Below are 13074 nucleotides of genomic sequence, written 5' to 3'. Positions count from 1 at the left end.
TAAGCTTACAAAAAAATAAATTTTTATAATGCTATAAATAGATTTAAATTATTATCCATCTAATACCTTCAAAATGTCATATTTGACTGAAATCGCAATCATCCTTGTTCTGATTGCACTCAATGGCCTGTTTTCCATGTCAGAATTTGCCCTTGTTTCTGCCAAGAAAACTCGCCTTAAACAGCGGGCGGAAGAAGGGGACACAAGGGCAGATGTTGCGCTTAAGCTCGCGAATGAGCCCACGCCCTTTCTCTCAACAATCCAGATAGGAATTACTCTTGTAGGGATCTTTGCAGGCGCATTCGGTGGAGCCACGATAGCAAAGGAACTTGCAGCTTACCTTGGAGAATTCCCTGCTATGGCTTCATACAGTGGTGGTCTCAGCATCACTCTCGTTGTAGTTGTGATTACCTACCTTACCCTGATTTTTGGGGAACTTGTCCCTAAAAGGCTTGCACTCAACAATGCGGAGTCCATAGCCTCCGCTGTCGCAAAACCCATGTTTTCTCTTTCTATTATTGCAAAACCGTTTGTGATAATTCTCAGTTACTCAACCGAGGCTGTGCTCAGGGTCTTAAAGGTCAGGAAGATTACCGGGCCGCCTGTTACAGAAGAGGAAATCAAGATCATGCTTGAGGAGGGAACCGAAGCCGGAGTGTTTGAGGAAGCCGAATTGAGCATGATAGAAGGTGTGCTTGAGATTGGCGACCGTCATGTCGATTCCCTGATGACGCATCGCGCTGATATTATCGGGCTTGATCTTGAAGATTCGACCGATGAAAATCTGCGGAGAATGATCGAAAGTGGCAGGTCACATTTTCCGGTATATGAAGGTGAACTGGATAACATTGTTGGTATGATATCCGTAAAAAAGGTTCTTGAGAAATTTGTGGAAAGCGGCACTGTTGATCTCAGAGAACTGGTTACAAGACCGGTCTTCGTACCTGAAAGCGCTTCGGTTCTGAAGCTTCTGGAATCGTTCAAGGAGACCGGCGTGCATATTGCCCTTATCACTGACGAATACGGGAGCATTCAGGGCGTGATAACCCTGCACGACATCCTTGAAGCCATTGTGGGCGAAGTCCGTTCTCTGGGCGAGCCTGCGGAGGCGCAGATTAGAGTTAGAGAGGATGGCTCCTGGTTGATTGACGGGGATACGCCCATTGAAAAAATTAAAGATTTTCTGCCTGTAGATTCCTTTCCAGGAGAGAAAGAGGGTTACTACCGGACAATTGCCGGGCTGATTATTTTTATCCTGCAGCGAATCCCAGTGACCGGAGACTTTATTGTCCACGGAGGACTGCGATATGAGGTTGTGGATATGGACGGCAATCGAATAGATAAGGTGCTTGTAACGCGAATTCCCCAGGCTCCTGAAGATTAAATACCTGCTCCTAAGATTTGAGTGTCTGTAATCCACTGATAACTTTCTCGCATCCGAAAGACAAAGTTTCAGAGTGGTATTGAAGAGACTAAATGCTCTGCAAATTAAAAAAAGAAATTAAAGAGAATTTCGAAAAACTGTATTTATATTTCTGGAAATGAAGGGGTTTTTCAAGGTTGTCACGTTCGAAATTCTCAATCCGGTTTTACCAGGCTTGAACAGGCGATTGGGGCCTTTCAAAGATTTTATTTGCTGCATATCGCCTGTTCAGAGCCAGTCGTGCAGTCGGTCTGATCACAGGTCTCTTCAAAGTTGCCAGTGCAGCTTTCCTGGTCGCATGCCTGACCACATTCATCTACACAGTTTTCACAGCAGTCGCCGTTACATTCTGTCACTTCGGAATAATCTGCACAGTCCCCGTCATCACAGTTTTCGGTACAGTCGTCACAGCAGTCTCCGGTGCAGTTATCCTTACCGCAGACGTCTGTACATTTATCACAGCAGTCGCCTTCACAGTCTGCTTCGGTACAGCCATCACAGAAGTCTCCAGTGCAGTTTGATTTGTCGCAGCCGCCGTTACAGCTGACAGATTCATTAGCGGGTAAGGGAAATGTATCGTCTCCAAGACAGTTCTTGTCATAGTCGCCAGGGGACGGGCTGTTTTGATCACAATAGGCAGGAGATTCCTCAGCTTGGCATGCCGAGGCTGTAAACACTCCTAAAGTTAATAACATTAATACAACAGAAACCGATGCTGTAATTTTCCAGATTGACTTTCTGTTAAAATCCATTTTTTACCTCCTAATTTGCTTACATTTGATCCGAGAATACTCGCAATCAAAAACCAACTGGATAAATTAAAATATAAACATACTTATTTCTATAGTATATTATAGAAACCTGAAAAGAAGTTTAAAGCTTCATAACGCTTTATTTTCAAACATTAAAGATTATAAAATTATAGATTGTTTTTAACCCCGTTAAAAATCAATTTAAGACTAAATCTAAGACTTTTAAGGAGGTTATATGTCCTAAAATCTTGATACAGTCTTTTGCAATCGAACAAACCAGTCATATGGAGAATTTTTCTTCATACTGAATTTTTAAATGCCAAAACTACAAAGGAAGCTCATATTTCATACATTTAAGGAAAAAATAGCATTAAAAATGCTCTTTACGCTATTTTTTTATAAAGCCTGTCAGTTCCTCTCAAAATATTAAGGTGTATAACCTGATCAGCATTTTCTGGAAACATCGTGGGATTGTAAAGCCCCTATTGCAGGTATTTCCGGATATACCCTTATAATATAAAAACTTTTTATAAAAGAGTATTAGCAAAAAAGACTGTGACCAGATACAAAAAGGAGAAGGAAATGATATGAAAATATTAACTATTATATTTGCAGTACATATTTCCTTCTCACTTGCTTACTTTTATTTTTACTGTGTATGCTCCGAAATCCAGTTTCCGATAGTCTCCAGAGCAACCGGAGAGATAGTTTCTTCTATTCTCGCGTACTCTGAGGGAGATCCTGTTTTAGCGGTCTGGAATAAATGGTTGAGACCTGGCAGTTCTTTAACTGAATAATCTTTATTGCCTCCTGCCCTGAGAGCCTCATCAATAGCGAGGAGGTTTTCTTTAGGCGGAACCTGAAGGTCTTTTTCCCCACTGATTGCCAGTACGGGGCATTTAACTCTCATCAATGTCGGCCTGGGGTCATATATCAGGAAGAAGCGCATCCACGGTGAGGAGAGTTCTTTTACCTGTGAGTCAATAGCAGCCTCGGAATAGCCTAAATTTGCTTTTTCCTCTTCGCTCAAATTTGCCAGCTCAGCCCTTAGAATTTCACGAAGCTTCTCCTCAGCAATTGTGTTATTTTCTTCTTCTTTTACTACAGAAAACATTCTATTCATTAAAGCTCTATTTTGCGCAATAGTCTCATTACTTACTCCCTCGGCTCTTGCAATCAGGTCACTTTGCATATACAGAATTTCCTCTCCAGTCAGCCCAGGGGCTGCCATCAGTACAATGAATGCAATGTCTGGGGATTTTACTGCCACTATAGGTGCAATCAGACCTCCTTCGCTGTGCCCTATCAACCCTATTTGGTCTGGATTTATTTCAGTGCGGTTTTTTAGAAATTCAACGCCTGCAAGCACATCTCCTGCAAAGTCCTCAGTTGTAGCCTGTGAAAAATTCCCAGTCGATCCTCCAATACCTCGATCATCTACCCGAAGCACGGCAATACCCTGGCGTGTCAGATTATCTGAGAGTACAAGGAACGGACGGTGGCCGAAGATCTCTTCATCACGATTTTGCTGTCCTGAACCTGTTATGAGTATGACTGCCGGGAAAGGTCCCTCCGACTGTGGAAGCGTTAATGTTCCTGCCAGCTTTATTTCTGCTTCTTTATTTTCATAAATAACCTCTTCTTCAGTATATGGATATGGTTTTACAGGGTCCTGAGGTCTTTGCACCTCAGGGACCTTCTCAATCCTGTTAAGTATAAGTGGGAAAGCTGATCCAGCCTGTTTCCATTCTCCTTCAATAGTCTCGCTACTCTCCTTATATACCCCTTCGAAACTTCCCTCGATGGATTTCACCTCAAGGCTCAAATTGCCTTCTTTATAACTAACAGTATCAACCGGTATACCGCTTACTCCCTGATCAGGGCTATCCATGCTGGCATTGATAGACCCATCAGGATTAGTGAAAATATTGAATATTATCCTTAACTGCAACCCACCTGGGACTGTTAAATTTCCCATCCAGATGCCTTCTATGTCGCTAAGATCTTCAGTACCCTCATCAGTCGTATTATTAATTTGTGAATTGTTTTGCTGTTGCCCACCTGGTTGAAAAGTGCATCCCATACTCACTATAATAATAATCAGCAAGACTAAGCAAATTGTTACTTTATTTCTCATAATTTCCTCTCTTTCATATTTTTAATCTGGCGTTTTTCTTTCCCTCTTTATTTGCTTCTCTTTAAATATTTGATCTTTTAATGAGATTGTTTCTGCGCTTGTAGAGTCTGAAAGTAAAGCATATTAGAAAAGTGGATAAGTTAAAGCTTATCGGCTGAAATTCTAACTCTCAGACGGTAAAGCTAGGAAAGCATGTTTGAGAAATGATAAATGAGATGGCAGGAAAAGAGGAAAGCATATTTGAGAATGATAAATGAGATGGCAGGAAAAGAGGAAAGCAAGTTCAAGAAAAGGCAAGTTAAATAGCGATAGTTGAAAGCTATATTAGAAAAAAAATAAGAAAAAAGAGAATAAGTAAGAACTCATCTCCTGTAAATCATTGTTCTCAGCCTATCAGCAGCGCTTGCGGACTTATCGGCAATGCCTCCTATCCTTTCGACAAGCCCCATAAGGTGGCAAACTCCCGCGCCTCCGATAGTGTCCTCATGTTCGAAGATCTCTTTTAAAAGGGCTGTTTCAAGCACATCCACATCATGCTCAAGTTTTTCGACTTCAGGAATTATGGTCATTGTCTCCTTTATTTCTTCCTTGCTGAAGGAAGTTGCAAGAAGCTTGTAAAGCTTGCCTACGAGTTCATCATATAGCCTTGCAGTTTTCAGGGAGGTGCCCATTAACTCCAGAAAGCCTTCCTTAATCTTATCAGGAATGTTTTTGCAGGGCCGAAGGGTCATCCAGTAGGCGGCAGCCTGGGCGTAGTCAGCAATGGAGTCCTGCTGCTTAAGGAAAGAAAGAAGATCCTTTTTGTTCACTGGCAGCCTCACTGAAGAGGGAATGCCTGTCCTTATCTTCTGTTTGAGTTTGTCAGCCTCATGTTCCAGCTTGTCAATCTCTTCTGTCCTCTCTTCAAGTATGGCATAATTTCCTTCACAATAGGCTTCCATTGCTTCAGCCAGCTTTTCAACTGCCAGCACTCCCTTTTTAGCGTGTGCTTCCAGAGGCACAAAGGGAGATTCAGCGACCACGTCAAGGACGGAGCGGATGTAGTCTTTCATAAGAAGATCACCTCAAGCCCTACAAAGATCAATGCTGATGTAAGGGCAGCTATAGGAACTGTTGCTATCCAGGAAGAAATAATCCTCCATATCACGCGCAGGTCAACCGCTGCAATTCCGCCTGCAAGCCCAACCCCTATAACCGAACCTACAAGTGTGTGTGTAGTCGAAATTGGGAGGGAACTGTAACTGTGAAGCAGAACCACAGAAGCTGTTGCAAACTGAGCAGAAAAACCACGTGTTGGAGTTAGTTCCGTAATCTTGGAGCCGATGGTTAGAACCACTTTATAACCCCAGGTGGCCATTCCTATTACCATTCCAAGACCTCCCATTACAAGCACCCAGATGGGGATTCCGGCTTCTGTTCCTGCCACTCCCATAACCTTAAGCGCTGCACCGAGAGGACCTACAGCGTTTGCTACATCATTTGATCCGTGCGCAAATGCGATATAGCAACCAGTTATGAGTTGTAAGGATATGAATTTTTTCTCAACGAAAGGCAGGTCTATAGCTCTGTGAAGGTAAATCTTTCTTATTATAGAAAAGGTCACGTAAGCAAAAATAGCCCCAAGAACTGGAGACACAAACCAGCTGGCAACAATTTTTGAAATCTCTCCCCAGTGGATGTCAGAAAAAGAGATAGTTCCGTTGTAGGCTGCAACCAGCCCAAAGCCGAGTACAGAACCAACAATAGAATGGCTGGTTGAAACGGGGAGATTGTAGAAGGTTGTAAGGGTTACCCAGAAGCTTGCTGCGAGAATTGCAGCCAGCATTCCAACTGCAACTATATTGGGATGGATGCTTCCGACCGCATCAATGGGAACAATGCCGTTTGCAATTGTCTCAGTAACACGATCACCGAAGAGTACGGCGCCTAAAAGTTCAAAGACAGCAGCAATAATGACCACTTGTTTGATCGATAAGGATCCCGTTCCAACCGAGGTTCCCATAGCATTTGCGAGGTCATTTGCCCCTATATTCCAGGCCATGTAAAGACCTGCTAAAGTAAGTGCTATGATAAGTATATCCATTTTTTCTTACTCCACAAATTTCAAACTTCAACTTTTATAATTGTTATAAACTTTATAATCACCGTAAAATCAACATTTTTAAGTTTTATTGATCAATCGTTATGTAAAATCTTTATAATTTCAAAGTGCCTATTTAAATTTGGAATCCGTATAGTATTCCAGATAATTTCATTATATTTTATAGTTTCCATATACTTTAAGAATCTCTATATAAACTATAGATCTATATACGCCTATTTGGTATATTTATACTCGTTATCTCAAGCTAATAACTTCAATTCTCCAGTGTAAAGACAATGAGGAGATATTCTGGAAGAACAAAACTTTTCCGTTATTCAAAATAGCATAAAGTTTTTATCCAGATGTGCCTTTCAGGGAATTTATTGAATATCTAAAAGGAGCTTAAAGGCAGTATAATTCTGAGGCATGTTTAGAAAAGATTTTTGAAAAGCTTATTGACCAATGATTTTTACTCTGTGACACTTATATGCATCAGTAACCTGGCTTTCAGAAGGAGATTTCCAAAAAGATTCTTTCAAAAGACCTTTTTCATAACGTAAACCCTATAAAATGATTGAATTTCGCTGCAGAATCTTCTCAAAAAAAACAGAAAGATTAGTATAAGAATGTTAACTCCAAAAAAGCCAGGTTTTTGTATTATTCTCTCCTGTGTGCGGTTTCCTTATCCTTACAATAGGGGCAGCAAAGGAAGGTTTGATAGAGAATAATATTTTTCAGGCTTCCAGCCCATGAAATTCTTGATCTTTCTGTTCTTTTTCCCTTATCCTCTCTCTGAGCAGGTCAAGCACCTCTTCATCCGAGACATCGTACCATCTCTCATAAACCTGAGCAACAGCCCTGAAATATGCAGGAGTTTCAAGCACTATGAGATCATCCACTTTCTTCTGAAGTTCCTCTGCAACCTCTCTTCCGGCTACAGGTACTGCAACCACGACTTTTCCGGCTTTTCTGTTTCTGCAAAGTTCAATGGCTGCCCGCATTGTAGACCCCATTGCAATGCCATCATCAATAAGGATAACTGTTCTTCCCCTGATCTCTGGCAGGGGCTTGTCTCCTCTTAGGGTTTTTATGCGCCTTTCTATCTCGGCAATCTGCTGTTGTTTTATCCTTTCAATAGTTTCCCCTTCAAGCCAGTAGTATGCACTTTCTAAAATAAACGTACTCCCATCCTCGGCTATTGCCCCAAATCCGGCTTCGGGGTTATCCGGAAAAGGCAGTTTCCTTGCGATAACGAGGGAAAAATCAGCATTAAGCTTTGCTGCAACCTGCAGTCCTACTTCCACTCCTCCGCGAGGGATTGCAAGAATAACGGGATTTTCTTCCCTGTATTTCTCAAGAGCTTTTGCAAGCTTCTCCCCTGCATCTTTACGGTTTTTAAACATGATTCCACCTTAAGTTCATAAGCTGCTCCTTTTCTGTACAGATATCAAAATCAAACTATCCTTACAGGCCGCCTGTAAATCTCGACTGAGGAGCCTGAAGGAAGCGTTGTTTCAGGCAAACAGAGTTCCAGAACCTTTTTTGCAACATCTTCGGGTTTGAGGACTGGCTCATCGGTATGCAGCGACCGGTACATGCCGGTATCCACGCTAGCAGGGCAGACCGCATATACATGAACCCCACCTCCGGTTTCGTAGGCAACAGACTCCGTAAAACCGATTACCGCAAATTTTGAGGCACAGTATATTGATAATTTTGGTATGCCACGCTTTCCTGCCCCTGATGATATATTTACGATCCTGCCTTCTCCCCTTTTAAGCAGGTGGGGAAGGGCGTACTTCGTGCAGAAAAACATTCCCTTTACATTTGTATCCATAATTTCATTATATTCTTCAGTTGAAGTCTCCACAAGATACTTTCCATATGCCACTCCTGCATTATTTACGAGGATGTCAATTCTTCCAAAGGCATTCACCGCCTTTGAAACCATGTTAATGACCTCCTCTTCTTTTCTAATGTCCGTCTTTACCGCAAGAGCCCTTACACCCTGCTTTTCCACCAGCCTGGCAGTTTCTCGAATTTCTCTCTCGGTTCTTGCGACAATTACAATATTGGCTCCTTCTCCTGCCAGCGACTGGCAGATAGCCCTGCCAATTCCTCTTCCCCCACCGGTTACAATGGCTGTCTGACCCTTCAGTTTCATAGCTGTCACTTTACAGTCACTTCATTAACAGTCACTTAATTAATTATTGGGCAGGATAAGGATATATCTTTGGAAGCAATATTTCTGAACTGTAGTCAAGTCCGATCTCAGTATTAAAAAGAAAGAGAAAAAAGAGGAATAAAAAGATTAGAACTCTTTCGAATTTAATTTTTGAATAATCATCTCGAATTTAATTTCTTGAATAATCAAAAAGCAACATTTCTCCTGAATGTGCGTCAATTAATACTGAAGCAGGAAGGCTGTCATCTCTTTCAAAACTTGAATCAATGAACCGGATCCACCATGCCAGACGAGTTTTATCTTCATTGTCCTCTTTCCAGGCAAGGCTCGACGAAAGAACTTTTACAGTACTTGCTTTTTCTTCTCCTATGGGTGGTTGGCTACTCATGAATTCTTTGAGAATCTCAACTGCTTTTTCATCCGTAATGCTTGGTTCAGTATCAATGAGTGCTATCTCTTCCTCATCCATAGACCAGCTTTTGTCATAGCTTAAAACTTCGCCTGTTTCTGCATTAACATCAAGCAGTATTCCATCGGATAAAGAAGGTATTCCCCTGATAATTCTTGCATAACTTACATGATAATTTCCTGGCAGATCGTCAGCAGCAGGTCCTATGTAATTTACATCTTCAAGCTCAATCTCATTAATTTTTTCCGCTGAAATCCTGGATTTGATATATTCCTCTGCTATTTTCAGAGCATCATCTTTGCTTATACTGTCTCTGCCCTGTACATTCTTTGATCCATCATATACAAAAAGTAGCTCTCCATTAGAGGCATTTATTCCTGCAAAGATGCTTTTTCCATTAGTTGTTTTTGAGCTCACTCTCCGGATTATCCCGAAATTTTCATCATCAATCAACTCTCCATGAATAGATTCATTGGTTACTTCCGGATTTTCTGAGATTAGCTTGTTTTTTGCATCCTCAAAACTAATATTTACGTCTGCAGTTGAGGGATCAGGGTATTTTATTTGCTTTGCATCTTCTTTCGTAAAGATTATTCCCCCCTCTTCAGAAGCAAAAGCTACAAATATTGCACACAATAGTATCAAACCTAATATAAAAATTAGCTTAAATCTCATAATTTTCTCTCCTTTAAGCTTTTAAACACAAGTTTGAATTTCATATAACCCAGTTACTGGAAATATCTGTTGCATACCCAAGCCCCTCTTTTACTTTGTTGCTATATATCTGGCTTTTATTATTCTGTATAAGAATTATATATAAGTTCACATCCTGTTCTAAAATCTGTAAAATCTTTCTCACCTACCTGGGCTTATCCTTCAATTCAGGCTGCAAGACTTCACAAACGCGCTATCGCACTGGTAAGGAAAAATTCCAGCAATAATATGGTGTCTTATCATAAACGATGAGATGCATGAAGATGAGACAGGATATCAGAAGGGAAAAATTCAATAGAAGATGATTTTTGAGACCGAGATATTCTCAGTTGATGAAAGGATAGAGATAATTGGTGGAATGGTTGCAATTATAGAAAAAAGGAAGGATAAAATATGTGAAAAAGTAATAAATACATACTTTCGTGCAAGCAAATTATCAATTATTAAAATTAATTAGCAAGCTCAAAGAAGGAAAATCAATTCTGGCAAAAGAGTGCAGTAATACCTGACAAAAATATTGTAAGTTCGCCAGAATTGCCGGACTATGCCCTGCTCTCTCACAATCAAAGCTGAGGGATTGGAGGGACCTGAATCTCGATTATCTTGCCTGATGTAACTCTTGAATCAGGCGAGGCAAGTTCCAGAACCTTTTCTGCAATATGCTCGGGTTTGAGTGGAGGTCTCTCTGCATAAATTGACCTGTACATGTCCGTATCCACGGCACCCGGACAGACTGCGTAGACTTTTATTTCTCCTTCCAGTTCGGCGGCAATGGATTCAGTTAAGCCGTTTACCCCGAACTTCGAGGCGCAGTACACAGAAAATTCCGGAAGCCCGTGTAATCCCCCTACTGAAGATATATTGATGATTTTTCCGTTCTTACTTTCTCTTATATATGGAATCGCATATTTTGTGCAGAGAAAAACTCCTTTTAAATTGGTATCCATAATCTTGTCGTATTCTTGCAGAGTGGTTTCCTCCAGCCTTTTCTTGTAGCCACTCCTGCATTGTTGATAAGGATATCAAGCCTGCCGCATTTATCGATTGTCGTTGAGATAAGACGCCTTACGTCCTCTTCACTGCGGACATCAGCCTGAATAGCCATGGCTTTACTACCCATTGATTTTAACTTATCTACTGTCTCTTCTATCTCATTCTCATTCCTTGCTGCAATGATGACGTTTGCTCCTTCTTTTGCCAGAGCAAGACAGATAGCTCTTCCTATCCCTTTGCTCCCCCCGGTTACAAGAGCTGTTTGACCTGCTAAACTCATTGCTATCCCTTTTATGCGTTTATCTTATTTTTATCGCTTGTTTTTCTTTGTTTGTTTTATTTCTTCTATTGTTTTGCTTCTTTAATCATTTCACTCTTGAGCAGTTTATTTTTATCTAATCGTTTTTTATTTAATCAAAGGTAAAACGGGTAAAAAAGGGATATATTTTTTGAAATTAAGTTTCTGAAAAAAGGTTCTTTGAATAAGGTTTACAGCTCATGTGACTGTAACCTTGGTAAACCTCCACCTTGCAATAAGGAACATTATTCCCGCAAAAGCCAGCAGAGCCATGAAGGAAATAAGGGTTCCCTGTTGAGTATAAGTATAACGGAGTCCGATTGATGAAAAATCGCTCCCTATTGCAAAGTATCTTATCCCGCTGACAATATGCGTTAGAGGATTGATTGTGGATAGAGCCCGGAGCACAGGAGGAAAAGAGTTCACAGGATAAAGCGCATTGCTCGTGAAAAAGAAAGGCATGGTAAGCAGGGTTATTACAGCCTGCATTCCTTCCGGACTTTCCATTGTTATGGCTATTGCAGCTGAAAGGAATAGAAACCCGAGCGAAAATACTCCTATGAAAAGCCCAATCCCTAGTAGCGAGAAGATAGTTTGCGCAGGAGTATATCCTTCAAAGAACTGGACTCCAAGCAGAAGCCCGAACCCCATTATAACACTGGCCTGGATAAGAGATTTCGTCATAGCTGAAAGCCCTATCCCTATGATTATATGGATTCTAGGCAGAGGACTTGAGAGTGTCTCCCGCATAAGCCCCCAGTTTTTATCAAAAAGCAGAACTGTCCCCCCGAAAAGGCTTGTAAAAAGCGTGGTCATGGCAATAACGCCTGCGCCTATAAATGTCAGGTAACCCACAGTCCTGACCCCAGGAGTGGCTGGCATGGTTGCAGTCAATCTTTCAAAGTTGTTTGACATTGCGATTCCGAAGAAGGCAAGCCAGAGAGCAGGCTGGACAAGTGAAGCAAACAGAAGAGTCCTGAACCGGACAAACCTTAGCATATCCCGCCAGTAGATGGTAAGGAAGCCTGTATGCATCTTTAGCGCCCCCTCGCCCTCTGGGACACAGTCGAGCCTTTTTCCATGCCGGTATCCCGCAGTTCCCTGCCTGTATAATGGACAAAAACATCATCCATTGACGGTTTTTTCAGGTTTACGGCTCTGATCCTTATTCCTCCGCTTTTAAGCTTATCTATTATCTCGGGCAGCAGGTAGGTGCCATCCACATTGACCATAGCAATTATTCCTTTTGATTTTTCCCGTACTCCTTTTACACTCTCTAGCTTCTTCAACAGGTCTGAAGCAGTCCAGTTGTCGCTGGTTTCAAGATATATGAGATCCTGGCCAAGCGCGTTTTTTAACTCCCAGGGCCGGCCTGTGACAACAATCTTCCCGTGATCAATAATGCTTATCCTGTAACTTAGCTGGTCGGCTTCATCCATATAATGGGTTGTCAGGAAAATGGTCGTCCCCTTCTGGTTTATATCTCTTACATAATCCCAGATCCTTATTCGTGTCTGAGGGTCAAGCCCTAATGTAGGCTCATCCATGAAAAGCACTTTCGGTCGGGTCATAAGCCCCCGTGCAATCTCAAGCCTGCGCTTCATCCCGCCGCTTAGATGCCTTGTCAGAGTATCCCTCTTTCCTTCAAGTTCTACCAGTTCGAGAAGCTCATCAATTCTCTCCTGCCTTGCAGCTTTTGGCATGGAATAAAGCCTCCCGTGATATTCCAGGATTTCCTTCACGGTCATATCCCTGTCAAGAGTCAGTTCCTGAAAAACAATCCCTATAGCCTCCCTGACCTTCTCGGGCTCTTTTTTCAAATCGTAGCCCGCAATTTTCACGTTTCCTTTCTGAACGGGCAGCAGCGTGGTAAGAATATTAATCACAGTACTTTTCCCTGCTCCATTCGGTCCCAGGAAGGAGAAAATTTCCCCTTTTTTCACCGTAAAACTGATATTATCGACAGCTTTTATCTCGCCGAAAAAATATTCAAGACCATTTACCTCTATTATATTGTCTTCCAGAGCCAGTACCCCATACCCAGTTTATCTTTTCCTCAGGAAAGATTGAACCTTTAGTG

General features: G+C 41.7%; 10 protein-coding genes and 2 pseudogenes. 2 read left to right on the top strand and 10 right to left on the bottom strand.

The features are described 5' to 3' along the window. The first annotated feature begins 73 nt into the window (after positions 1-73). Complete coding sequence (locus AOB57_RS01160) at positions 74-1384, top strand: hemolysin family protein (RefSeq protein WP_054298849.1); 1311 nt, start codon at positions 74-76, stop codon at positions 1382-1384. A 245-nt stretch (positions 1385-1629) separates the two neighbouring features. Here the strand turns inward: AOB57_RS01160 and AOB57_RS01155 are convergent, their stop codons facing one another. The 7 genes from AOB57_RS01155 to AOB57_RS01125 form a co-directional block, all read right to left on the bottom strand. Further along, entirely contained in the window at positions 1630-2175 is a 546-nt protein-coding gene (locus tag AOB57_RS01155) for a hypothetical protein (RefSeq protein ID WP_054298848.1), read from the bottom strand. A gap of 649 nt (positions 2176-2824) precedes the next feature. Further along, positions 2825-4312, bottom strand: a complete 1488-nt coding sequence (locus AOB57_RS01150) for an alpha/beta hydrolase family protein (RefSeq protein WP_193726272.1) — start codon at positions 4310-4312, stop codon at positions 2825-2827. A 362-nt stretch (positions 4313-4674) separates the two neighbouring features. After that, positions 4675-5364, bottom strand: a complete 690-nt coding sequence (locus AOB57_RS01145) for a TIGR00153 family protein (RefSeq protein WP_054298846.1) — start codon at positions 5362-5364, stop codon at positions 4675-4677. Then, positions 5361-6395: an inorganic phosphate transporter gene (locus AOB57_RS01140; RefSeq protein WP_054298845.1), complete on the bottom strand. Its 1035-nt coding sequence runs from the start codon at positions 6393-6395 to the stop codon at positions 5361-5363. Before AOB57_RS01140 ends, AOB57_RS01145 begins: the two co-directional genes overlap by 4 nt. A 734-nt stretch (positions 6396-7129) precedes the next feature. Further along, a complete protein-coding gene (locus AOB57_RS01135) occupies positions 7130-7798 on the bottom strand; it encodes a phosphoribosyltransferase (protein ID WP_054298844.1) in 669 nt (222 codons plus the stop codon). 50 nt (positions 7799-7848) lie between these two features. Continuing rightward, positions 7849-8559, bottom strand: coding sequence for an SDR family NAD(P)-dependent oxidoreductase (locus AOB57_RS01130; protein ID WP_054298898.1), 711 nt, complete (start codon positions 8557-8559; stop codon positions 7849-7851). Positions 8560-8749: 190 nt separating this feature from the next. Further along, positions 8750-9664, bottom strand: a complete 915-nt coding sequence (locus AOB57_RS01125) for a YcdB/YcdC domain-containing protein (protein ID WP_054298843.1) — start codon at positions 9662-9664, stop codon at positions 8750-8752. Between the two features lie 250 nt (positions 9665-9914). Here AOB57_RS01125 and AOB57_RS14375 point away from each other — a divergent pair. Next, a pseudogene (locus tag AOB57_RS14375) lies at positions 9915-10094 on the top strand (IS110 family transposase); the annotation flags it as partial. 172 nt (positions 10095-10266) lie between these two features. Here the strand turns inward: AOB57_RS14375 and AOB57_RS01115 are convergent. The 3 genes and pseudogenes from AOB57_RS01115 to AOB57_RS01105 form a co-directional block, all read right to left on the bottom strand. Then, positions 10267-10976, bottom strand: a pseudogene (locus AOB57_RS01115) (SDR family NAD(P)-dependent oxidoreductase). 216 nt (positions 10977-11192) lie between these two features. Next, complete coding sequence (locus tag AOB57_RS01110; protein ID WP_054298842.1) at positions 11193-12029, bottom strand: ABC transporter permease; 837 nt, start codon at positions 12027-12029, stop codon at positions 11193-11195. Between the two features lie 2 nt (positions 12030-12031). Continuing rightward, the gene (locus tag AOB57_RS01105) at positions 12032-13018 is read right to left on the bottom strand and encodes an ATP-binding cassette domain-containing protein (RefSeq protein WP_226999726.1); all 987 of its coding nucleotides are present in this window, start codon (positions 13016-13018) and stop codon (positions 12032-12034) included. Positions 13019-13074: the final 56 nt, after the last annotated feature.

The sequence above is a fragment of the Methanosarcina flavescens genome (assembly GCF_001304615.2).
Taxonomy (GTDB): domain Archaea; phylum Halobacteriota; class Methanosarcinia; order Methanosarcinales; family Methanosarcinaceae; genus Methanosarcina; species Methanosarcina flavescens.
Note: the sequence above shows the minus strand (reverse complement) of the source record. Positions and strands in the feature narration are given on the sequence as shown.

Excerpts from the sequence above, each read along its gene's own strand:
- AOB57_RS01160 (WP_054298849.1), top strand. The coding sequence starts at position 74 with ATGTCATATTTGACTGAAATCGCAATCATCCTTGTTCTGATTGCACTC.
- AOB57_RS01130 (WP_054298898.1), bottom strand. The coding sequence starts at position 8,559 with ATGAAACTGAAGGGTCAGACAGCCATTGTAACCGGTGGGGGAAGAGGA.
- AOB57_RS01140 (WP_054298845.1), bottom strand. The coding sequence starts at position 6,395 with ATGGATATACTTATCATAGCACTTACTTTAGCAGGTCTTTACATGGCC.
- AOB57_RS01155 (WP_054298848.1), bottom strand. The coding sequence starts at position 2,175 with ATGGATTTTAACAGAAAGTCAATCTGGAAAATTACAGCATCGGTTTCT.
- AOB57_RS01145 (WP_054298846.1), bottom strand. The coding sequence starts at position 5,364 with ATGAAAGACTACATCCGCTCCGTCCTTGACGTGGTCGCTGAATCTCCC.
- AOB57_RS01110 (WP_054298842.1), bottom strand. The coding sequence starts at position 12,029 with ATGCATACAGGCTTCCTTACCATCTACTGGCGGGATATGCTAAGGTTT.
- AOB57_RS01135 (WP_054298844.1), bottom strand. The coding sequence starts at position 7,798 with ATGTTTAAAAACCGTAAAGATGCAGGGGAGAAGCTTGCAAAAGCTCTT.
- AOB57_RS01125 (WP_054298843.1), bottom strand. The coding sequence starts at position 9,664 with ATGAGATTTAAGCTAATTTTTATATTAGGTTTGATACTATTGTGTGCA.
- AOB57_RS01150 (WP_193726272.1), bottom strand. The coding sequence starts at position 4,312 with ATGAGAAATAAAGTAACAATTTGCTTAGTCTTGCTGATTATTATTATA.